A 24154-nucleotide genomic window follows, 5' to 3' on the forward strand; every position below is an offset into this window, starting at 1 on the left:
TGCGCGCAAGCGTTGCATCGACGTCCGAGAGCCTGTGCCCCGTCACAGGACAAGGAATAAAGGATGTCGACCACCCGTGCCCGCTTCAGCCTTTCGCTCACCGACGTTAAACATGACCTGCAGGTCCTCTCCTTCACCGGCCACGAATCCATCAGCCAGCCCTACACGTTCGAGATCGAGTTGGTCAGCGAACGAGCGAACCTGCGCCTTGAAAGCTTCATGCACCAGCAGGCGTTCCTGGCGTTCGACCTCGAAGGTCATGGCATCCACGGCGTAGTCAATCGCGTTGCCCGGGGCGATAGCGGCAAACGCCTGACTCGCTACAGCCTGACACTGGTTCCACGCCTTTCGTATCTGCAACACCGTTTCAACCAGCGAATTTTCCAGCAGATTAACGTGCCACAGATCATTACCCGGATTCTCGCGGACAACGGCATTCAACGTGACCTGCACCAGTTTCATCTCGGCGCCGACTATCCGCCGCGCGAATACTGTGTCCAGTCGGAATCCGATCTGCACTTCATCCAGCGCCTGTGTCAGGAAGAAGGCATTCACTATCACTTCCAGCACAGCCGGGAAAAACACCTGCTGGTGCTGGGCGACAATCAGACGGTTTTTCCTCGTCTGGAGCGCCCCACACCCTATCGCCAGGACAGCGGCATGGTGGCCGAAACGCCTGCGATCCAACAATGGCAGGTACGGGTAGAAACCCGCCCCACGGCGACCACGCGCCGCGATCATGACTTTCGCAAGACCCGCTTTCTGCTGGAGGCGACCCAACGGCCCGACAGCGACGCGGCACGGCCGGCGCTTGAGGATTATCGCTATCCGGGGCTCTTCACCGACGGCGCGCGGGGCAAGCAACTGACCCACCGCGCCCTCGAAAGTCATCGCGCCGACTACTTGCAGGCTCGCGGCCACAGCGATCAGCCAAGCCTGATGGCGGGTCATTTCCTGTCGATCAGCGAGCATCCCTGCGAGGACAACAATCGGTTGTGGCTGCTGACCGAGGTGAACCACTGCGGCAAACAGCCCGCCGTGCTGGAGGAAACGCTGGACGGGGTGGCCGGCGCCGCTGACGATGGTTTTGTAGAAGGCTACCGGAACGATTTTGTCGCCACGCCATGGGAGGTGATCTACCGTCCACCACAATCATTCGTGAAGCCGCGAATCTTCGGCAGTCAGACCGCCGTGGTTACCGGTCCCGTCAACGAAGAGATCCATTGCGACGCGTTTGGTCGGGTCAAAGTCCAGTTCTACTGGGATCGCGAAGGCAATCACGACGACCACAGCAGCTGCTGGTTGCGGTTGGCCTCGAACTGGGCCGGCAGCGCCCACGGCAGCGTGACGCTGCCCCGGGTCGGCATGGAAGTGCTGGTCAGTTTTCTCGAGGGCGACCCCGATCACCCGGTGGTCAGCGGCTGCCTGATCAACAGCGCCAACCCGGCCCCCTATGAACTGCCGGAACACAAGACCCGCAGCGTGTTTCGCTCACGCAGTTCACCGGACAATGGCGGCTTCAACGAATTGCATGTGGAAGATCGCGCCGGTCGTGAACTGATTTACCTGCGCGCCCAGCGCGACCTCGAACACAAGGTGGAAAACGACAGCCGCCTGGACGTCGGCAACCAGCGCCACGAAACCATCAAGGGCCACAGCATCAGCGTGTTGCAGGCCGAAGAACAGCGCACCGTGCACGGCGACCGCAAAACCCGGCTGCATGCCAGCGATCACTTGCACGTCAGCGGAGACAGTCATAGCCGTGTCGATCGGTTGCAGGTGATCGAAGCCGGTCGGCAGATCCACCTCAACGCCGGCGATCATCTGGTACTCAACGCCGGCAACAGCATCAGCCTCACGGTCGGTGGCGAGCATCTGGTGATCGGTCACGGTGGCATTTTCAGCAGCAGTGCCATTCAGGTCGGCGGCAGCCCCACATCTGTTACGCCAGCGAGGGCATTGATGCCCGATGGCGTAACAGATGTGGGGCTGCCGCCGCCATTGCCACCCGTGCTGGCGCCCACGCAACTCGCGCTGCTGGCGGACAACAACGCCATGGGAGCGACTTTCTGCGCGCTTTGCGAAGACTGTCGCGATGGCGTCTGCCTGCCACGGGAGAACGCCGCATGAGCGAAACGTTTCCGCGCCGCTGGATGACCGGTCAATTCGCCTCAGGGCACGGCCTGTATGTGCTACTGGACTCACAGCCGCCACAACGGGAAACCCGGCAGACGCTGCTGCAAACCAGCGACTTCGAGCATTACCGCATCCTCTACAAAGACACACCCGCCGCCGAACTGGCGGACAACGGGCCGTTTGTCTTCGCCCTGGAGCGGTACGACGACAAGCGCATCGCGCCGTTGCTCGCCAGTCCGGAAAGCAACTGGGGATGGCTGTTCAGCCTGCCGCAAACCTCCCTGTCCGCGTGGGTCGAACACTGGCAGCAACGGCTGATCATCGGCGCACGCCCGCATCAGGCGCTGTACCGCTTTCACGACAACCGCGTGCTGACCCGGACACTGGCGTATCTGCCAACCGAAGACATTGCGGCCTACCTCGGCCCCGCCCTCAGCGTGTGTTACTGGCAGGGCACGCAATGGGAAAGCTGCGACAACCCGGCGCCTGGCCACTATCCACTGCCAGAGTCTCCACCGTGGCTGCATACACCCGTGCCTGCGGAGCAAACCCGCGAGATTCGCCAGCTTAACGCTCATCGCTATCTGCTGGCCGGACACGAACAGGCCTACGCCGACCTCGCCCGTACACAGCCACCGCAAACCTGGCTGCGCGAACGCTTGGCGCAGGCGGATGAGTGGGGGTGGCAGACCCCGCAGCAGCTGGAGTTTCTGCTGATTCACAGCTTGCGAGCGCCGGCCAACGGCTTTGATGCGCAGTGGCAAGTGCGCCCGGGGGAAACGCCGCTGGACCACTTCGAACGGGTGAGCCACTGGGTAAAAACGATGGCTGAAGAGGCAACGCAGTGAAACGATTTTTTCGACATGCCGGGTGGGTGGGCTGCATGGGGATGTTGCCGGGTTGTGTGGCGAGTCCGCCTGACAGTTTCACCTTCACGGCTGATTTGCCACCGGGGTTTGTTTATCAAGCTATCGCCAAATACGAACCCGATGCAGGTGAAACCTGCACTGTTCCGGACGGCCGCAATACCGCCGAGGGGTACAACCTGCAGTGGCGTGAGAACTACGTGGCCGTATCAGAAATAGCTATTCGCAGAACCGTGCGCGGCTGCCCGTTGGTGATCCGCAAAATCGACCTGGAACTCTACTTTGCATATGGCAAAGATCGAGGGGATTTCGCTTCAGACTATGCCGCCGTGGCCATACGCGGAGAACTTGAAGAAAAGTACAAAGGCACATTCGACGAAAGCGGTGAAAGCCGTTTTTACGGCCAGTGCCAGTGGCTGTTCCGCACGATGGGACCGTACCGCCGCATCGTAAAACTCCTCGACTGCAAAAAAACCGATGAGCTTGGCGCACTCGCGCGAGGTCGCCCTTTTGCCGCTTATATCCTCGACCAACTGCCGGGAAAAACCGTGCGGATGAAGATCGATTTAGCGGAGGAAGAAAGGCCTGCCATCGGCAAGACCTGGGTCAAAGTACCTAACGGCTGGAAGCGCTGCATGGGCGACAACTTCGAAGACCAGTACGCCTTCTGCTTCGGCAACCATACCGATTTCAGCACCTTCCAGATGGTCGATGGCCGCATCTGCACCATCTATCCCGGCTGCACGGAATAAGGAGTGTTCCACATGACGTCATTTGAAAAGGGGTTGCACAGCTACCTCACCGGGCCTCACTTGCGATGCATGGCGATGCTGGGTGGTTGCTTCGCTCTTATGGCTGGCTGCAAGAGCAGTCCGTCCAACAGCTTCACCTTCACGGCTGATTTGCCGCCGGGGTTTGTTTATCAAGCTATCGCCAAATACGAACCCGATGCAGGTGAAACCTGCACTGTTCCGGACGGCCGCAATACCGCCGAGGGGTACAACCTGCAGTGGCGTGAGAACTACGTGGCCGTATCAGAAATAGCTATTCGCAGAACCGTGCGCGGCTGCCCGTTGGTGATCCGCAAAATCGACCTGGAACTCTACTTTGCATATGGCAAAGATCGAGGGGATTTCGCTTCAGACTATGCCGCCGTGGCCATACGCGGAGAACTTGAAGAAAAGTACAAAGGCACATTCGACGAAACCGGTGAAAGCCGTTTTTACGGCCAGTGCCAGTGGCTGTTCCGCACGATGGGACCGTACCGCCGCATCGTAAAACTCCTCGACTGCAAAAAAACCGATGAGCTTGGCGCACTCGCGCGAGGTCGCCCTTTTGCCGCTTATATCCTCGACCAACTGCCGGGAAAAACCGTGCGGATGAAGATCGATTTAGCGGAGGAAGAAAGGCCTGCCATCGGCAAGACCTGGGTCAAAGTACCTAACGGCTGGAAGCGCTGCATGGGCGACAACTTCGAAGACCAGTACGCCTTCTGCTTCGGCAACCATACCGATTTCAGCACCTTCCAGATGGTCGATGGCCGCATCTGCACCATCTATCCCGGCTGCACGGAATAAGGAGTGTTCCACATGACGTCACTTGAAAAGGACCTGCAATCACCGCTCAACAACCGCCTGCTGAGCTGCCCCGCACAAGGTAACTGGAGCAGTTTTCAACTGGTCGATGAGTTTGGCTCGGGGGCGGCTTATGAGGGATTGGCCTATGTTGCGGTCGATTCAGAGGGACAACTATTCAATGGATACCTCGATATCAACGGTATTGGAAAGGTCGAAAACTATTGCGCGGGTCCGATTGCGTTGCGCTTCGAACAGGCTTACGAGGGTCAGGAAAAAGTCTATCTGCGCGTAATGGAACGTCCCCACTACCCACTGAAAATCACCGAACTCCAGGTTCGCGCCGAACAAACCCGTTACCGCAATCCGGACGCCACCCGTAACCGCGAACAACCCGTTCCGGACGGCGACGAATACATACAGGTGGAGGTGCGCCATCTGGTCCGGCATGTCGCTCATCTACCACCCGAGGTCTATCGCCACTACCCCGCCAACAGTGGCCTGTCAGCGATCATGGGCAAGCATGCACAGGTCGGCGTCGCTCTGGCCTCGCGCAAGCACACGGTGCTGGAAGTCCGTGCGTTGCGGGCCTTGCGCCCGATGCTGTCGACCGCGCCGGAGTTCTGCGCACTCAACCTCTATCAACTGGCATTGATGGCCACCCTGAGTTACTGCCCTTTTGGCCAGAAACCCGCCACCGCTCCGATCAAGGAACCCAAGGTGACCTTCCCCGAACAACCCAGTGTCGGCAACTGGTTCGCCGATGCCTTGGCCAAGTCTGATGAGCTGTGGCGCGTCGATGCCGCGCAAAAGAATGCCTATTACCCTTTGTATGAAGACGTGGCGTATTCGAGAAGGCTGGAAATCGTGCCGTTCGATCCGACGCTGTATGAGGTCAATGATCCAGCCCTTGGGGAGGATCAGGAGCATCCCGAGAAGGTTCACTTTCTCGACGACAGGCACCTCGGTAAAAAGGCCACTGACACTCAGGCGTTCATAACTCACAATGACGGACTGATTTTGATTGCAGTGCGGGGCACTTTTGAGATCATCCCCGATGGATTGCGCGATGCCGATGCACAGCAAGTCCCATTCGTTGAGGGCGTGGGCCAGGTACACCGAGGTTTTTACACGGCAGCACAGACTGCATACGATTTCGCAATTAAATATCTCGACAGATTCTACGCCGGCCAAAAACTACTCATCTGCGGCCACAGCCTCGGCGGTGCAATCACCCTGCTGCTCGCGGAAATGCTGCGCCGCAGATCGAATTTCACGTACAACATCCAGCTCTACACCTACGGCGCCCCCCGCGCCGGCGATACCGTCTTCACCCAAGCCGCCGCCCCGCAGGTGCATTACCGCATGGTCAACCACAACGACCCGGTGCCCAGCGTGCCGGGTAGCTGGATGAATACCAAAGTTGGGGTCTACGGGACTGGCGCGGCGTTGATGTTTACCAACGTGCCGGTCGGGCTGTCGGTGTTCGTCGCGGGGATTACAAACTGGACGGGGGAAGCCTACGACCACCATGGCACCCTGCATCACGCCATGCCGGTGGAGTTCGGGCGCCAGCAGACCTCTTCGATCCTGTGGGAGCCGGGCAGCGACACCATCACCCAGCACGCCGCGTGCACCCTCGCGCTGCAACAGAAAAACGGCCTGCCGGATCGTCCGGGATTGTTACGGCAGATCTTCAATGCCGGGCATCACTCGATGGTCGGCGGCTATGTCCCGGCGTGCTGGGCCGCCTTGCGCCGCTGGCAACAGGCCCATGAGGCGAATCGCACGCGGGTCACTGACAGCGAGTTTGAATGGGTGGAGCAAGCGCTGGTGCGCATTACCCGGCAATTGCGCGCCGCTCGCCAGGACCTGCTGGCCCGGCCAGCGGCCTACGTGCGCACCCAGGAGCGCACGATCGAGGCGATCAGCCATGAAGTCAGCCGCATCGAGACCAGCCATGCGCGCCTGAGCGCCTTGCGGCATAAACGGGTCAGCGCAACGGACGTCTATGGCCTGCTCGCCGAACAGCCGGCGCTGCTCGCCGAGTGCATGCAACGCTGGCGTGCGCACCCGGAAAACCTCAAGCAAGAACAACTCGCGCAGGCTCCGGACAACGCCAGCAACGATGCACGGCTGACCTCACTTTACGGGCATACGATCGGTGCGCCGCATACGCTTGATATCGATTCGATCATCTAGTGCAATCGGAGGGGGCGAAACGCTGGAGTCCCCGGCACCTCCGATCAAATCGAATGTATCGATTGGGTCCCCTTCGCCATCTCCCCCGACGGATACACCGACTCCCAGCCCCCGCCCAACGCCCGGTACAACCCGACCATCGCCAGCGAAACGCCGGTCGAACTTTCCACCCACTGCTCCTGAGTTGCCAGCAATGCGCCTTGCACGGTGAGGACGTTGACGAAATCAACCACGCCTTCGACGTATTGCTGTTGCGCGGTGCGCAGGGCGATCTGGTTCTGGCGTACGGCTTCGGCGAGGCTGTCGCGGCGGCGTTGGCTGGCGTTGTAGGCGGTCAGCTGGTCGTCGATTTCGTGCCAGGCGCGCAGCACGGTCTGCTGGTAGGCGATGGCCGCTTCCTGTTGCTGGGCTTCGCGCAGTTGCAGCATGCCGCGCAGGCGTCCGCCGTCGAACAGCGGCAGGCTGAATTGCGGGCCGATACCGAAAGCTCGCGAGCCCCAGGAACCGAAATCGCTCAGTTGCATCGCTTGCGATCCGAGGTTGCCGGACAGGGTGATGCGCGGATAGAAATCACCCTTGGCCACGCCGATGTTGGCGGTGGCAGCGTGCAGGCGCGCTTCGGCCTGTCGGATGTCCGGACGGCGTTCGGCCAACTGCGATGGCAGGCCGATGGCGACTTGCAACGGTGACTGCGGCACCGCACCGTCTGTGGATAACTCCTTGGCCAGTGCTTGCGGTGGTTCGCCCATCAGCAGGCTGATCGCATTGATCAGTTGTGACTGGCGCTGCTCAAGGGCCGGCAGGCGCGATTCGATGGCGGAAACCTGCGCGGCGGCTTCGGCGACGTCCAGATCGGTCGCTACACCGTCGTTCAGACGCAGTTGCGACAGCTTGAGGCTGTGCCGGGCGACGTCGAGGTTCTGCTCGGTGACCGCGCGGGTGTTCTGCACGCCGCGCAGTTGGATGTAGTTCTGTGCGGTGTCGGCGAGGACCGCGAGCAGCACGCCACGACGATCGTTTTCGGCGACTTCGAGGTTGGCATCGGCGGCTTCGGTTTCGCGGCGTACACGGCCCCAGAAATCCAGTTCCCAGGAGGCGGAGAAACCGGCGTCCCACAGGTTGAAAGCGGAATCGCCGTTGTGCCCGGACGGGTCATTCAGGCCTTCACCACTGTTGCGTTTACGCGCGTAGCTCCCGGTAGCGGCAGTGTTCGGGTAGCGATCCGCGGTGATCACCTGGCGCGCGGCACGGCTTTGTTGCAAACGGCTGCTGGCCAGTTGCAGATCGAGGTTACTGTTCATCGCGCGCTGAGTCAGGGCTGAGAGTTGCGGGTCGTGGAAAACCTCCCACCAGCGTTCGTTCAGCGGTTCGCTGACGGCTTGGCTGGGAGCGGACTTGGCGGGTTTGGCCCAGTCGCTGATCTGTGTAGCTTCAGGCTTGTGGAAGTCCGGGCCAACGGTACAGGCGCTAAGGCCAAACAAGCTCACCACAACAAGTGACTGATACAGACTTTTGTGGCGAGGGAGCTTGCTCCCGCTCGAGTGCGTAGCACTCGCGATTTTCGGGGTCGCTTCGCCCCCCCGCGCGAGCAAGCTCCCTCGACACAGGTTTTTACGCAGAATCATCGCTGAGTCACCTCGCGCTCCGCCGGCGCCGAACGGCGAGTGTCGATACTGGCCTCCACCGACATGCCCACACGCAAACGCTCGGCCAACGGCTGACCCGGCTCAAGCACGATCTTCACCGGAATCCGTTGTACCACCTTGGTGAAGTTGCCCGTGGCGTTATCCGGTTTCACCGCGGCGAATGTCACCCCAGTGGCCGGCGCGATGCTTTCGACGCGACCGCTCAAGGCCTCACCCCCGAGACTGTCGACATGCACCTGCACTTGCTGCCCCGGCTGCACGTCGGTGAGCTGGGTTTCCTGGAAGTTGGCAACCACATACGCCTGCTGCAACGGCACCACCGCCAGCAGCTTGCTGCCCGGCGTCACATAGGCGCCGACGCGCACCGCACGCTCGCCGACCATGCCGTCCTGCGGCGCGGTGATGCGCGTATAGGACAGCTCGAAACTGGCGATTTCCAGCGCCGCTTGCGCATGCTTCAGATTGCCTTCGGCTGCATCGCGCTGCGCCGTGAGAATCTCTACCTGCTTGCGCTCTGCCGCCAGTTTCGCGCTGGCGGTGTCGAGCCGAGCGCTCGCCTGATCAATGCGCGTGCGCGCCTGCTGCGCATTCTGCACCGTGCCGGCACCAACGCCGGCGAGGTGGTTGTAGCGATTGAGTTCCTGCTGAGCGAAGGCCATTTCTGCCTTGGCCGAGACCACCGAGGCCTGTGCCTGAGCAATCACCGACGTCTGCCGCTCCAGCGTGGCCTTGGCATTTTGCAGCTGAGCACGGGCGACCAGGGTTTGCGCATCGGCCGCTTCAGCGGCGGCGCGCAAATCACGATCATCGATCAACGCCAGCAGTTGCCCGGCCTTGACCCGCTGGTTGTCTTCCACCAGCACTTCCTTGATGAACCCGGCCACGCGCGGCACCACCAAGGTGAAGTCGGCGGAAACGAACGCGTCGTTGGTATTTTGCTGGGTACGCTTGCCGAACAGTCCCGGCACCGCCAGGTACAGCAACACGCCGACCGCCAGTGCGGCCGCCACGGCCACCGCGAGTTTTTGCTTTGCTTGAGTCGTCATAAAAACCTTCTGTTTCAGTACAGCCATCAGGTCGGCGCGCGCGGTGGAAAGATCCGCGTCGGCAGCCAGAAAATCAGCAGAATCAGCGCCACCGCGACGCCGGCCATGCACACATAGAGATCAGAGGAAGTCAGCACCACGGCCTGTTCATGCAGGCGATGGGCGAGCCCCGGATCGCTGCGATCGACCAACGGTGAATTGCCGAGGTTGTCGATCAACATGGTCGAGTGGAAATGCAGGCGCGCGGTGGTCAGCGCCTCAATGACTCCGGTGGCGATCACCGCCGCCAGGCCTTTCACCGTGTTGAACCACGCGGAGGCGAACGGCCCGTCCTGCGGCTGGATGCTGCCGGTCGACAACATCAACAGCGGCAACACCGACATCGGCTGACCAAAAATCTGCAGCCATTGCAGGACGTAGAAATTGTCGCGGATCCACTCCGAGGTCAGCAGCGAGCCGCCCAGGCAAGACAGCGTCAACATGCTCAAACCGATGCCGAGCACCCAGCGACAATCGACCCAGCGCAGGTTGCACAGCGCCGCCACCAGCGGCAGCGCGATCAACTGCGGCAACGCGGCGATCAGCATGATTGGCGCGGTCTGCACCGGGCGATAACCCTGGACCTGCGCCAGATAGCTCGACGGAATCAGCACCACCGCCTGCAATACCACCAGCACCCCGGCGAGGGTCATCAGTGCGAACGACAGGTTGCGGATACCGAGCATCTGCAACTTGAAAAACGGAATCGGCTGCGACCATTCATTGATCAGAAACGCCACCAGCAACAGCGAACCGGCGACGAGCAAACCGCAGATCAGGCTCGACTCGAACCAGTCCAGCCGATTGCCCTGAAGCAAGCCGATCACCAGCATGCAGATCGCCGGAAAACCCAGCAGCAGGCCTTTCCAGTTGAACGTCTTGAGGCGCTCCAGGCGCAGCGGATCCTGCGGAATGCCCCAAGCGACCATCGCCATGGCGATCAGGCACGGCACGATGATTTGCCAGAACGTCCATTGCCAGCCAACGTACTCGCTCCACAGCCCGGCCAGCGGCGTACCGAGGCCGGGGCCGAAAGTCGCGGTCAGGGCGTAACCGGCCAGGCCGTAGAGTTTGAAATTGGCCGGTAGAAACCGCAGGGCGACGGTCATCAGCATCGGTGGCAACGCGCCGCCCGCCAGCCCTTGCAGGGTGCGCATCAGCAACAGGCTTTCGTAGTTGGGGGCGAACGGGCACAGCACGCCGAGCAGCGTGAACAGGCTGATCGCGCAGAGGGTGAAACGGCGCAGCGAAAAGGTCACCGAGCACCACGGCGCGAAAGCCATCGCCGCCACCGAAGTCGCGGCGTAACAGGACACCAGCCAGGTGCCTTCGTCGTAACCGATGTTCAGCGCGCCCCGAATATCGGCCAGCGCGACTTTGGTCACCATCTCGTTGAGGCCCGAGACCAGCACCGCCAGCAGCACGCCAACCAGGCCGGTGATGATCCGCGCCCCGAACACCGGTGGCGCGGCCGCCGTCGCCGGACTGGCCGCAGCGATGGGCGCCGGGACCGTCAGGGATGTCATGGATACACACTCCGGAAGGAAAAATACCGGAGCATTTTAGTAAGGCTTACTGCTGACGAAAATTGACTTATTGGCAGGTTATAAGTGCGTCAGACACAACTATTTCCTGTAGGAGTGAGCCTGCTCGCGATAGCGGCATTTCAGTCGACATTTTTGGCGACTGATACACCGCTATCGCGAGCAGGCTCACTCCTACAGGGGGGTTGTGTGGTTTGCGGAATCAGGGTTGCGCGGCCAGCCACGTCTCGTCACAACACGCCTTGAGCGTTTCGCGCAGCCAGCGGTGCGCCGGGTCTTTGTCGAAGCGCGGGTGCCAGGCCTGGGTCAGCATCAGCGTCGGCAACGGGATTGGCAGATTGAACGAGCGCAGCTTCAGGCCCAGTCGGCGCACGCTGAGCAACGCTTCCTTGGGCACCGGCAGGATCAGGTCGGAATCGGGCAAGGCAAACATCGCCGCGTGAAAACTCGGGGCGATCACCGCCACCCGCCGCTCCAGGCCCAGGGCGTTCAGCGCGGTGTCGATAGGCCCGCGAGCAATGCCACGACGGGACATGCTGATATGCGAGAACCCGGCATAGCGCTCGGCGGTGATTTCGCCGTCGAGTAACGGATGATCCTCACGCACCAGACCGACGAAATGGGTGGAAAACAGGTTTTGTATCTTCACTTCCGGGGTCACCGGACGGGTGTTGCTGACACTCAGATCAATCCGTCCCTCACGCAGCGCTTCGTCGTCGCCATCGCCCTCGGGGACGAAACGCAATTCGCAGTGCGGCGCTTGCTGATCGAGGGTATCGAACAATTTGCCGCCGTACACACCGACGAAAAAGTCGTTGGCCCGGATGCTGAAGCGCCGGCGCAAAGTGCCCAGCTCCACGCTGTCGGCGGAGCGAAACAGCAGCGCGGCCTGCTCGACCACCTCGCGCACTTGCTCACGCAACTCCAGCGCCTTGGGAGTTGGCACCAGGCCGCGACCGGCGCGCACCAGGATCGGATCGCCGATCGCCTCGCGAATACGCGTCAGGGTGCGACTCATGGCGGCGGGGCTGAGGTTCATCCGCCGCGCGGCGCCGACCACACTGCCCTCGTCGAGCAAGGCATCGAGGGCGACCAGAAGATTCATGTCCGGGAGTTGCATGCTGAGCACTCTTGGCTGATCTGAATTGATTCAGGCGCAATGCTAGCAAACATTTTTCAAGTTTAGCGGCGCCAATTAGGGACGCTATCGCGAGCAGGCTCACTCCTACATTTGATCTTCAGTGATCGCAAATTTTGTGTTCGACGCAGATCCCTTGCAGGAGTGAGCCTGCTCGCAATGGCGCCAGTGGGAACAGCACAAATTACCGCTGCATGCCCCAGCGCTTTACGGTGACCCGCTCCAACGTATCGAACACCAGGTTCTCCACCAGCAACCCGATCAGGATCACCACCGCCAACCCGGCAAACACCTTGTCGGTGTACAGCTCATTGCGGTTCTGAAAGATGTACCAGCCCAACCCGCCCTTGCCGCTGGTGGCGCCGAACACCAGCTCGGCGGCGATCAGCGTGCGCCAGGCAAAGGCCCAGCCGATTTTCAGCCCCGCGAGGATCGACGGCAGCGCTGCCGGAATGAGGATGAACAGCACAAAACGCATGCCCTTCAGCCCGTAATTACGCCCGGCCATGCGCAGGGTTTCCGAGACACCGAGAAAACCGGCGTAGGTATTCAAAGCCAGCGCCCAGAGCACCGAATGCACCAACACGAAAATCAGGCTGTTCTGCCCCAGTCCAAACCAAAGTAGTGCCAGCGGCAGCAAGGCAATCGCCGGCAGCGGGTTGAACATCGAGGTCAGGGTGCTCAGCAGATCGCGACCAAACTGGGTCGACACCGCCAGCGTGGTCAGGGCAAATGCCAGCACGATGCCGATCAGGTAACCCTTGATCAGCACCACCAGCGATATCCATACCTTGCCCAGCAACTCACCACTGAGCAGGCCGTCGTACAGCGCATGACTGGTCTGCAGAAAACTTGGCAGCAGCAGGTCGTTGTTCTGCACCCGGGCGATCACCTCCCAAAGGATCGCCAGCAAAATCAGGATCACACTCTTACGCAGCCAGCCCTGTTGCCAAAGGCGTTGGCCTAGAGGCAATTCGCGCTCGAGCGGCACGCTGGTCAATGGTTCAAGGACGGTTTCAAACTCTTGTCGTACAGACGATGGTTGGCTCATCGGGCAATCCTCCAGAACGCTCAATAAGCGATACGAATGTCGTTGAAGTCATGGTCACGCTCGGTTTCCGGCGACTGGCCTTCATCGAACAGCAAACGGTGAATGCGCCGCGCCGACTCCTGAAACGCCACGCCGCCGAGGCTTTGCAGATCGTATTGATGGCTGTGCACTTCGGCGCGCACGCGCCCCGGATGTGGCGACAGCAGCAGGATGCGGTTGCCGACCACCAGCGCCTCTTCGATCGAGTGGGTGACGAACAGCAAGGTGAAGCGCACCTCCTCCCAGAGCAGCAGCAACTCTTCCTGCATCTTGCGCCGGGTCAGTGCGTCCAGCGCGGCGAACGGCTCATCCATCAGAAGGATTTTCGGCTGCATCGCCAGCGCGCGGGCAATCGCCACCCGCGCCTTCATGCCGCCGGACAAGGTGTGTGGATAGGCGTCGGCGAACGCTGCCAGACCGACCTTTTCCAGATAGTGCAGCGCGCGTTCTTCGGCGTCTTTTTTGTTCAGGGTTCGCGAGGCCAGCAGCGGAAACATCACGTTCTGTTTCACGGTTTTCCACGGCGGCAGTTGATCGAATTCCTGGAACACCACGATCCGGTCCGGACCGGGTCCATCAACCCGCTGACCTTGCAGGCGAATCTCGCCTTCACTCGGTGCAATGAACCCGGCGGCTGCTTTAAGCAAAGTCGACTTGCCGCAGCCGGACGGGCCGAGCAGCACAAAGCGATCCGCCGGATCGATTTCGAAACTGACCTGATGCGTGGCCCGCACCACCCGTTGCGGGGTGCGGTATTCGAGGCTGACGTTATCCACCGCCAGCAGCGCTTGCGTACTGGCGATCGGGTTGCTGGCCGCGTGGCCTTGCAAGGGGGCATTCATCTCGATCAGCTCCCTTGCAGTGGCTTGGCGTCCTGGAAGAAGTAGTCCTTCCACGACTCGGGTTTGTTCTTGATCGCACCGACGCGGTATAGGAATTCGGCCAGTGGATAGGTATTTTTCGGCGTGACGCTGAATTCGAACTGCGGGTTATCGATGATTTTCAGCAGCTCGGCGCGGTCAATTTTGGCCTTGGTCACGCGGATGTAGGTGTCCGCCGCCGCACCCTTATCGTTCTGGGCAAATTGCGCGGCTTCGGTCAGCGCTTCCACGAAGGCTTTGTAGGTTTTCGGGTTCTCATTGCGGAATTTCTCGGTGGCGAACAACACCGTCGGCGAGTTCGGGCCGAGGATGTCGTAGGAGTTGAGCACCACGTGCACGTTCGGGTTCTGCAGCGCCTGATCCTGGAACGGTGGGTTGGAGAAGTGCCCTGTCAACTCGGTGCCGCCGGCGATCAACGCCGCGGTCGCATCCGGGTGCGGAACGGCGATGGTGTACTTGTCGAGGCGATTGAATTCCTTGTCACCCCACTGCTTGGCCGCCGCGTATTGCAGGAAGCGCGACTGCACCGACACGCCCACCGCCGGCACCGCAATGCGGTCCTTCTCGGTGAAATCGGCAATGGTTTTGACCTTGGGATTGTTGCTGACCAGGTAGTACGGGAAGTTGCCGAGCGAGGCCACAGCTTTGACGTTCTGTTTGCCGTGGGTGCGATCCCAGATGGTCAGCAGCGGGCCGACCCCGGCGCCTGCAATGTCGATGGAACCGGACAGCAGCGCATCGTTGACCGCCGCGCCGCCCGAGAGCTGCGTCCAGTCGACCTTGATGTCGAGGCCTTGCTGCTTGCCGTACTTCTCGATCAGGCCCTGATCGCGCACCACGTTGAGCAATAAATAGACAATCCCGAACTGTTCGGCGATGCGGATTTCACCTTCGGCGTGGGCCACGGTCGGCGCCACCAGGCTGCCGGCAATCAGGCTGAAACCCAAGCCGATGGCCGCGGCCAGCGGTGCAAATGGAAGACGTTTGGACATGATCGAATCTCCGGCAAATCAGAAAGGCGCGTCGCCCTGAATGGTCGTGCGATACAGCTTGCGGCGCAGGTGCGCGGGGCAGCCGGCGGCAAGGTGGATCAGCGAGCGGTTGTCCCAGAACACCATGTCGTGAGGCTGCCACTGATGGCGGTAGATGTTTTGCGGCAGCACGCTGTGGGCGTAGAGCTCGGCGAGCAGTTGTTTGCTCTCTTCCTCCGGCAGACCGACGATGCGGGTGGTGAAGCCTTCGCTGACGAACAACGCCTTGCGGCCGTTTTCCGGGTGGGTACGGACGATCGGGTGCACCACTTCGGCGACCTGCGCCAGTTGCTCCGGAGTCAGGGTCGGACGCCAATTGCCCTCGAATTTGGTTTCGCTGTATCGCGCGGTGTAGGAATGCGCGGCCGAGCGGCCTTCCACGGCTTTGCGCAACGCTTCGGGCAGGTCGTCCCAGGCTTTGTGCATGTCGGCGAACAGCGTGTCGCCGCCCTCGGACGGCAACTCCTGGGCATGCAGCATCGAGCCAAGGCTCGGCAGCTCTTTATAGGAAAGATCGGAGTGCCAGAACTTGCCGGCATCGCCGAGGCCAATGTTCTGGCCGTTCTCGACGATGTTGGAAACGATGAGGATTTCCGGGTGATTGACCAGCAGGAACTGCTTGAGCACGTGAATCTGCAACACGCCGAAGCGGCGGCTGAAATCGATCTGCTGTTGCGGAGTGATGCGCTGGTCGCGGAACACCACGACATGGTGATCCAGATGCGCACGATGAATGCGCGCGAAGTCCTGGTCGTTGACCGGTCGGGTCAGGTCCAGGCCGATGATTTCGGCACCGACGGCACCGCTGAACGGACGGATTTCAAAGCTTTGCGGCGCGGCAGTCGCGGCGCTTGGGGTGGCAGTAGCTGCGGACATCTTTCAATCTCCCACGCACGGCGCGCTCACAGGCGCGCACGTCGATCAGAAACTCACGCTGGATTGCGTGTTGGTTCAGGTCGTGCGGCGCGCCGATTGGTCGGCAGGTACGCAGAGGGATGACTTTATAGCTATAAGAACCGGAAATTAAATACCGTTAATGAATAACGATATGGCGGATGTTGAGGAATGGACTGGTTGGTGAGTGACGATTTGTGTCACTTACTGACAGGAGTGTGTTATTCCCGCTGACGCCTTCGCGAGCAGGCTCGCTCCCACAGGGGTTCGTTGGTGAACACAAAATGAGTGTTTAACAAAGATCCAATGTGGGAGCGAGCCTGCTCGCGAATAGGCCATCAGCCGCGCTGCAAATCTAACGCTCGTGCAGTGCCTCGGCCCGCGCCCGGATGATCGGCTTGAGCAGATAACTCAACACCGACTTCTTGCCAGTGATGATATCCACCGACGCAACCATCCCCGGGATGATCAGCAACGGCTTCTCATCAGTGCCCAGGTGGCTGCGCTCGGTGCGCACCTTGATGATGTAGTAGGTGGTTTTCTTGTCTTCGTCGGTGATGGTGTCGGCACCGATCTGCTCCAGTTTGGCTTTCAGCCCGCCATAAATGGTGTAGTCGTACGCGGTGAATTTGACGATCGCTTCCTGCCCCGGATGCAGGAACGCAATGTCCTGCGGACGGATCTTGGCTTCGACCAGCAAGGTGTCATCCAGCGGCACGATTTCCACCATATCGCTGCCCGGCTGGATCACGCCGCCAATGGTGTTGACCAGCAACTTGTTGACGATGCCGCGTACCGGCGAGGTGACCAGTGTCCTGCTGACTCGGTCTTCCAGCGCTTTGCCGGTAGCCTGGGCCTTGTTCAGGTCGGTGCGGGCTTCATTGAGCTGAGTCAGCGCTTCGCTGCGGAATTTGCCGCGAGTCTCGTCGATCTTGCGTTGTACTTCCTTGATTGCCGATTCGGCGCGCGGGATCGCCAACGTGGTGGCGTCGAGCTGACCACGGGTTTCGACTTCGGCACGCTTGAGTCGCAGCACCTCCACCGGCGACACCGCGCCCTGCGCCACCAGCGGCTCGGACATGTTGATTTCCTGACGTTGCAGGCCCAGTTGCTGGCGGTATTGCGCCTGTTTGGAGCTGAACTCGCGCAGCTCTTGCTGACGCTGGATCAACTGTTCCTGCAAACCACCGATCTCGTCGTGCAGTTGCTGACGACGACTGATGTACAACGATTCCTCGCTTTTCGCCTGACCCGGCACGGCTTTGAGCACGTCTTCCGGGAAGTTCAGCGGACGGTCATCGACCTCGGCGCTCAGGCGTTCGACGCGCAGCAACATCGACAGCCGATCAGCCTCGGTTTCACCGACGTTGGAAGCAAATCGCGTGTCGTCCAGGCGAATCAGCGGTGCGCCGGCCTCGACGATCTGACCTTCCTTGACGAACATTTCCGAGACAATCCCGCCCTCAAGGTTCTGGATTTTCTGGATCTTCGACGACGGAATAGCCTTGCCGTCGCCCTTGGTCACTTCGTCGATCACGGCGAAGTTGGCCCACAGCATCAGGAACAGGAAGAAGCCGATGATTGCCCAGATGGTCAGACGCACGACGCGCGGGGCGTCTTCGATCAGCGCCTTGTTGACCTCCGGCAGCGGCTGGCCCTGCAGCGAGGCAGAACCCTTGAAGTAGCGACGGATCGACTCTTTGACACCCGACTTAAGCAACACTGATCTGCCCCTTCTTCAACGCTTCCATCACGGCGGCTTTTGGGCCATCGGCGAGAATCTGTCCACGGTCGACCACCAGCAGCCGGTCGACCAGCGACAGCAGCGAGGCCCGGTGCGTCACCAGCACCACGGTCTTGTTTTCAACGACAGCGGCCAAGCGTTGCTTGAGGCGTTCTTCGCCAGTGTTGTCCATGGCGCTGGTCGGTTCGTCGAGCAGCAGGATCGGCGGATTGAGCAGCAGCGCCCGCGCCAGTGCAACGTTCTGCCGTTGGCCGCCGGACAGGTTCTGCCCGCGCTCACCGACTTGCAGTTCATAGCCTTGCGGGTGCAGGCGGGCGAATTCGTGCACGCCGGCCAGTTCAGCGGCTTGCAGCACCAACTCGTCTTCCACATAGCGCGCGCCGGAGACCAGATTGTCGCGCAGGGTACCGGCCAGCAGTTGGATGTCCTGCGGCACGTAGCCGATGTTGTAGCGCAACTCGCTGACGTCGATCTGACGGATGTCGACGCCATCCACCAGCAGCGCGCCGTCATCCGGTTGGTACAGGCCGACCAGCAGTTTCGCCAGTGAGCTTTTACCGGAACCGCTGCGCCCGATGATGCCGATCTTCTCGCCGGGACGAATCACCAGGTTGATGTTCTTGAGTGCCGGGTTCTGTTGCTCCGGGTAGGTGAAGTTCAGCTGACGGCACTCGATCGCGCCCTGCAACACCTTGCGACTCAGCGGACGCTCTTCGAAATTGCGTTCCTGCGGCAGCTCCATCATCTGGTCAACCGAAGTCATGGTCACCCGCGCCTGCTGGTAGCGGGTCAACAGACCGGACAGCGACGCCAGCGGGCTGAGCGCACGGCCGCTGAGCATGTAGCAGGCAATCAGACCGCCCATGCTCAGGTTGCCGGCGATAATCTGGTACACGCCGAAGACGATCATGATCACCCCGGCCAGTTGCTGGATCAGCAAGGTAATGTTCATCGCCAGACCGGAGAGCATTTTCACCCGCAGTTCGAGGCGACTGAGGGTGCCGATGGTCTGTTCCCACTGGTATTGGCGTTCGCTTTCGGCGTTGTTGACCTTGACTGCATCGAGGCCGGCGAGGGTTTCGATCAGGCTCGACTGACGTTCGGCGCCGAGGGCCATGGTGCGTTCCATGGTCGCGACCAGCGGCTTCTGCAGCGCGTAGCCGATCAACAGCGCAATCGGGAACGCCAGCACCGGAATCCACACCAGATGCCCGCCAAGAATCGCGATGACGATGAAGATCAGAATGGTGAACGGCAGGTCGATCAGGCTGGTCAGGGTCAGCGAGGCGAGGAAGTCGCGCAGGCTCTGAAACTCATGGATGTTCTGCGCGAAGCTGCCGACCCGCGCCGGGCGGTACTTCATGGCCATGCCGACGATACGCTCGAACAGCGTCGCGGAGATGATCAGATCGGTTTTCTTGCCGGCCAGATCCAGGCACAGGCTGCGCAGGCTCTTGAGGATCAGGTCGAAAATGTAGGCACCGGTGATGCCCAGCGCCAGCACCCACAGGGTCGCTTCGGCCTGGTTCGGCACCACGCGGTCGTAGACGTTCATCACGAACAGCGGCGCGGCCATGGCGATGATGTTGATCAGGAAACTCGCGGCGATCGCATCGGCATACAGCCAGCGCGAACGCTTGAGGGTGTCGCGGAACCACGAGCGAGCGCGCGGGATCAGCGTGCCGTGGTTGACGTCGAATTTGTGCTGCGGCTGGGCGAAGAACACTTTGCCGGTGTAATCGTCGGCCAGCAGTTCGCGGCTGACCACCGATTCGCCGCCATCGCTTTCGCTGAGCAGCACCCGTGCTTCGTTGTCACCTTGCCAGCCGAGCAGAACAGCGCTGCGGCCATCCTTGAGCAGCAACAGCGCCGGCATGGCAATCGCCGGAATCTCTTCCAGTTTGCGTTGCAGCACCCGGCCCTGCAGCCCGGCGCGAGCCGCTGCGCGGGGCAGCAACTCGACACTCAGGCGTTGCTTGGGCAACGGCAGGCCAGTGGTGAGCATCGCGGCACTGGCCGGCTTCTGGTGCAACATGCACAGAGCAAGCAGACCATCCAGTAACGGATCGTCGTGCATCGCGCGCGGATCATGAATGAGTTGAACTCGACTGACTTCTGATTCCACGCTCGGCACTCTTGGCTAACAATTGAACAATGAAGGTTCTGCTCAATTCATACCGGGCAGTTGAACCTTCGGCTTCACATCGTTCTGCACGACGGATGCCAATGGTGCGACCACTCCCTGGCTCTTGAGCAACTCGCCCATGGTCGCCTTGATTCGATACTGAGTAAATAACTGAATGTTCTTGATCTCGGCCAAACGGCGCGAAGCGGTGAACAACTCGTTTTCGCTGTCGAGCAAATCGAGCAGGGTCCGCTCGCCGAGGCTGAACTGACGCTGGTAGGCGGTGCGCACGGCGGTGCTGTGATCAACGTATTGCTGAGCGATCGGCACTTGCGCATTGGCGTTGTTCAGGGCGTTCCAGGCCAGACCCAGTTCTTCGTTCAACTGACGCAGGGCGTTGTTGCGGATGTCCAGCGCCTGGTTCGACAGGTACGACTTGGATTCAAGGTCAGCCTTGTTGCTGCCACCGGAGTACAGGTTGAAGCGCATGCGCAGCATCGCCTGCCACTCATTGTTATGACCGTTCTGACCGTCGAGATCGTTGTCGGCGGTGCGACCCAGCTCGGCGTCAAAACGTGGGTAGAAGGTCGACTTGGCGGTTTCGTACTGTTTCTCGGCAGCGGCAATATCGGACTCGGCCGAGCGCAGGATCGGGCTGTTTTCCAGCATCTGCGTACGAGCTTCATTGAGGTTGGCCGGCATCATCGCCATGAACGGTGCCGGACGCTCCAGCTGATCTGGCATCTGGCCGACGGCGCTGAGGAAGTTGGTTTCGGAGTCGGCGAGGTTGGTCTGTTCGGTGATCAGATTGTTGCGGGCCTGAGCCATCCGCGCTTCAGCCTGATCGAGGTCGGCACCACTGCCGACGCCGCGCTGGGTGCGCAACTGGATCTGGTCGTAGATGCGCTGGTGGCTCTTGAGGTTTTCTTCGGCCAGACGCACGAATTCGCGGCGGGTCAATACATCCAGGTACACCTGGGCGACGGTCAGCGCGGTGCGCTCGGAAGTGCCGAGCAGCGAGTAGGCGCGGGAGTTGACGGTGGCTTGTTGACGCCCGACTTCACTCGACGTCGCAAAACCGTCAAAAACCATTTGCGAGAGACGTAAACTTGACTCGCTGCGGTTCAAAGTTTCCCAGTGGTTGCCGCCACCGTTGGCGCGGGTGGTCACGCTGTCGGTGCCCTCACGACCATAACCGCCCAGCAGATCGACCTTGGGCAGGTATCCCCCTTTGGCAGCCTTTAACTGATAATCCGCGGCCAAACGGCTGTTGACCCCTGCCTGGATTTCCGGATGGACATCCAGTGCCTGCTGCATGGCTTCTGGTAAGGATTGTGCTTGTACAAACGAGGCGGCGAGGGCGAACGGTAGAGCCTTGAACAGGTGCAAACGCATGGTAAAGATTTCCCAGGACTTCTTGTCTTGAATCACAGCAAAACGTGCTGCTGCGTCGGATGATTGGCAACCGGAATGACCGTATGTCGGAAAGTTCAAAATAGGAACTGGATCACACGCTGAGGGACAGGTCGCCGCGGAAATATCAATGTGACATTAGTGGGGCGATTGTTTAGGATGGCACCCAGAAGGTCAATAGTTTGGCATAAAGTTAATAGCGAAAGAATCTAGCCAAAATATTGACGAAAAACAGCGTCAAACTTGATTCGCAAATTTTAAAAGTACGTCCAGACTGAATCGGCGCCGAAGCCATCAGGCTATGGAAGTCAACTGAACGTGACACCCGGAGAGTCTTCAATGAGCAGTGTTGTTGCCATCGTCAAAAGCATTGTCGGTCAGGTATTCGTGGTCTCCCCCGAGGGTGTACGCCGCGTGCTCGTTGAAGGCGATCGCCTGTTCGTCGGCGACCAGATCGATACCGGCCTCTCCGGCGCCGTGTCGCTGGAACTGGCGGATGGCCGCACCCTGGACCTGGGCCGTGAAACCCAGTGGAGCGCCAACGCGCCCGACTCCAGCACTGACCTGGCCGAAGCCACCGCGCAGGCCGCGCCTTCTGTAGCAGAGCTGCAGCAGGCCATCGCCGCCGGTGCCGACCCGACCACCGCCCTTGAAGCCACCGCTGCCGGCGCTACCGCCGCAGGAACTGGCGGCGCGGCGGGCGGCGGCCACAGTTTCGTGATGCTCGACGCCACCGCTGGCCGCGTCGATCCGACCATCGGCTTCCCGACCGCGGGCATCAACGCCGGCGCGCAAGCGGCGCAGAACATCACCGGTGGCCAGACGACCGACACCACCACCAACGCTCTGCGTGAGTCGACCCTGAGCCTCAGCGCCACGCCGACCATTACCGAAGCCGGTGGCGTGCTGGTGTACACCGCGACCCTGACCCAGGCGCCGCTGACCGACCTGACCATCACCCTGTCCAACGGCTCGGTGATCGTGATTCCGGCCGGCTCCACCACCGGCACCGTCAACGTGCCGCTGGCACCGAACGACACCGTTTATAACGACCCGACCCAGATCGACGTGACCGTCACCGGCACCACCGGCGGCAACGGCATCACCGTGACCACGCCGACCACCCCGGCCACGACTCAGGTCACCGACACCATCGACACCACTACCGTCACCCTGACGGCGGGCAACAGCGTCACCGAAGGCGGTCAGATCACCTACACCGCGACCCTGACCAACCCGGCGCAGACGCCGGTGACCGTCACCCTGTCCAACGGTTCGACCATCACCATCGAAGCCGGCCAGACCACCGGCACCGTCAACGTGCCGACCGCGCCGAATGACGTCTACAACAACGGCAGCACCGTCAGCACCACCATCACCGGTGCCACCGGCGGCAACTTCGAGAACCTGGTGCCTAACACGACGCCAGCCGTGACGAACATCGTCGATTCGCGCGACACCACTGGCCTGACCCTGACCGCCACCGGCAGCGTGGTCGAAGGTGGCCAGATCACCTACACCGCGACCCTGACCAATCCGGCACAGACGCCGGTCACCGTCACCCTGTCCAACGGCTCGACCATCACCATCGAAGCCGGCCAGACCACTGGCACGGTCAACGTGCCGACCGCGCCGAATGACGTCTACAACAACGGCGGCACCGTCAGCACCACGATTACCGGCGCGACCGGCGGCAACTTCGAGAATCTGGTGCCGAACACCACGCCAGCGACCACCACCGTCACCGACTCCATCGACACCACCAACCTGTCGCTGAGTGCCACCGGCACTGTGGCCGAAGGCGGTTCGATCGTTTACACCGCGACCCTGACCAACCCGGCCGGTACCCCGGTGACCGTGACGTTGAGCAACGGCTCCGTCATCACCATCGACGCCGGCAAAACCACCGGCACCGTGACCGTTCCAGCGCCTGCCGATGACGTCTATAAAGACGCTGGTAAAGTCGAAGTCAGCATCACCGGCACCACCGGCGGCAATTTCGAGAACCTGGTGCCAAGCACCGTTCCGGCTGTTACCGAAGTCACTGACACCATCGATACCTCGACCGTCAAACTGACCGCCGATACTTCGGTCGCCGAAGGCGGCACCGTCACCTACACCGCGACGGTTGGCGCACCAGTGACCGGTTCGCCAGTTGTCGTGACCCTGGCCAACGGCCAGTCCATCACCATCGAAGTCGGCAAAACCACCGGCACCGTGACCACCACCGCACCGAACGATGCGTTGACCGGTAACCCGCCGCTGACCAACTCGATCACCAATGTCAGTGGCGGTAACTACGAGAACCTCGTCGCCGACAAAACCCCGGTTTCGACCAACGTCACCGACACTGTCGACACCACCAACCTGTCGCTGAGCGCAACCGGTACCGTGGCTGAGGGCGGTTCGATCGTTTACACCGCGACGTTGACCAACGCTGCCGGTTCGCCGGTCACCGTGACCCTGTCGAACGGCTCGGTGATCACCATCGACGCGGGTAAGACTACCGGTACCGTAACGGTTCCAGCACCTGCCGATGACGTCTACAAAGATGCCGGCAAAGTCGAAGTCACCATCAACGGTGCAACCGGCGGCAACTTCGAAAATCTGGTGCCAAGCACTGTCCCTGCGGTCACCGAAGTGACCGATACCATCGACACTTCGACGGTCAAACTGTCCGCTGACACCTCGGTCGCCGAGGGTGGCACCGTCACTTACACCGCGACCGTTGGTGCGCCTGTGACTGGCTCGCCGGTTGTCGTGACCTTGGCCAACGGTCAGTCCA

General features: G+C 61.0%; 17 protein-coding genes. 6 read left to right on the plus strand and 11 right to left on the minus strand.

Translation table 11 applies throughout. The annotated features are described in order from the left end of the window. The first annotated feature begins 63 nt into the window (after positions 1-63). The 5 genes from BW33_RS21490 to BW33_RS21510 are packed head-to-tail and all read left to right on the plus strand — an operon-like array spanning position 64 to position 6778. Complete coding sequence (locus BW33_RS21490; protein ID WP_047601059.1) at positions 64-2130, plus strand: type VI secretion system Vgr family protein; 2067 nt, start codon at positions 64-66, stop codon at positions 2128-2130. Next, on the plus strand, positions 2127-2984 hold the full coding sequence (locus BW33_RS21495) for a DUF4123 domain-containing protein (protein WP_047601060.1): 858 nt from the start codon (positions 2127-2129) through the stop codon (positions 2982-2984). Before BW33_RS21490 ends, BW33_RS21495 begins: the two co-directional genes overlap by 4 nt. A 35-nt stretch (positions 2985-3019) precedes the next feature. Continuing rightward, entirely contained in the window at positions 3020-3754 is a 735-nt protein-coding gene (locus BW33_RS21500; RefSeq protein ID WP_052032738.1) for a hypothetical protein, read from the plus strand. A 12-nt stretch (positions 3755-3766) separates the two neighbouring features. Next, entirely contained in the window at positions 3767-4579 is an 813-nt protein-coding gene (locus BW33_RS21505) for a hypothetical protein (protein ID WP_442965410.1), read from the plus strand. A gap of 12 nt (positions 4580-4591) precedes the next feature. Further along, a complete protein-coding gene (locus BW33_RS21510; protein ID WP_047601061.1) occupies positions 4592-6778 on the plus strand; it encodes a lipase family protein in 2187 nt (728 codons plus the stop codon). A 44-nt stretch (positions 6779-6822) separates the two neighbouring features. Here BW33_RS21510 and BW33_RS21515 read toward each other — a convergent pair whose 3' ends face one another. The 11 genes from BW33_RS21515 to BW33_RS21565 all read right to left on the minus strand — a co-directional run bounded on the left by BW33_RS21515 (position 6823) and on the right by BW33_RS21565 (position 21351). Further along, positions 6823-8403 (minus strand): efflux transporter outer membrane subunit, encoded by a 1581-nt coding sequence (locus BW33_RS21515; RefSeq protein ID WP_236645230.1) that lies wholly within the window; start codon positions 8401-8403, stop codon positions 6823-6825. Next, a complete protein-coding gene (locus BW33_RS21520) occupies positions 8400-9470 on the minus strand; it encodes an HlyD family secretion protein (protein ID WP_047601062.1) in 1071 nt (356 codons plus the stop codon). Before BW33_RS21520 ends, BW33_RS21515 begins: the two co-directional genes overlap by 4 nt. A 26-nt stretch (positions 9471-9496) precedes the next feature. Continuing rightward, a complete protein-coding gene (locus BW33_RS21525; RefSeq protein ID WP_047601064.1) occupies positions 9497-11035 on the minus strand; it encodes an MFS transporter in 1539 nt (512 codons plus the stop codon). 220 nt (positions 11036-11255) lie between these two features. Further along, positions 11256-12173: a LysR family transcriptional regulator gene (locus tag BW33_RS21530; protein ID WP_047601066.1), complete on the minus strand. Its 918-nt coding sequence runs from the start codon at positions 12171-12173 to the stop codon at positions 11256-11258. A 202-nt stretch (positions 12174-12375) separates the two neighbouring features. Continuing rightward, complete coding sequence (locus BW33_RS21535; protein WP_003220459.1) at positions 12376-13242, minus strand: ABC transporter permease; 867 nt, start codon at positions 13240-13242, stop codon at positions 12376-12378. A 20-nt stretch (positions 13243-13262) separates the two neighbouring features. Then, entirely contained in the window at positions 13263-14123 is an 861-nt protein-coding gene (locus BW33_RS21540; protein ID WP_047601068.1) for an ABC transporter ATP-binding protein, read from the minus strand. Positions 14124-14128: 5 nt separating this feature from the next. After that, on the minus strand, positions 14129-15154 hold the full coding sequence (locus tag BW33_RS21545; protein ID WP_047601070.1) for an ABC transporter substrate-binding protein: 1026 nt from the start codon (positions 15152-15154) through the stop codon (positions 14129-14131). A gap of 18 nt (positions 15155-15172) precedes the next feature. Next, positions 15173-16069 (minus strand): TauD/TfdA dioxygenase family protein, encoded by an 897-nt coding sequence (locus BW33_RS21550; RefSeq protein WP_047601071.1) that lies wholly within the window; start codon positions 16067-16069, stop codon positions 15173-15175. 373 nt (positions 16070-16442) lie between these two features. Continuing rightward, the gene (locus BW33_RS21555) at positions 16443-17810 is read right to left on the minus strand and encodes an HlyD family type I secretion periplasmic adaptor subunit (protein ID WP_047601073.1); all 1368 of its coding nucleotides are present in this window, start codon (positions 17808-17810) and stop codon (positions 16443-16445) included. Then, a complete protein-coding gene (locus tag BW33_RS21560; protein WP_027611114.1) occupies positions 17800-19956 on the minus strand; it encodes a type I secretion system permease/ATPase in 2157 nt (718 codons plus the stop codon). Before BW33_RS21560 ends, BW33_RS21555 begins: the two co-directional genes overlap by 11 nt. 42 nt (positions 19957-19998) lie before the next feature. After that, complete coding sequence (locus tag BW33_RS21565; protein WP_007961502.1) at positions 19999-21351, minus strand: TolC family outer membrane protein; 1353 nt, start codon at positions 21349-21351, stop codon at positions 19999-20001. Between the two features lie 357 nt (positions 21352-21708). Between BW33_RS21565 and BW33_RS21570 the strand changes: the two genes are divergently transcribed. Next, a partial coding sequence (locus tag BW33_RS21570; RefSeq protein WP_047601074.1) for a retention module-containing protein occupies positions 21709-24154 on the plus strand: 2446 nt, incomplete at its 3' end.

It is taken from the genome of Pseudomonas sp. RIT288, assembly GCF_000631985.1.
Classification (GTDB): Bacteria; Pseudomonadota; Gammaproteobacteria; order Pseudomonadales; family Pseudomonadaceae; genus Aquipseudomonas.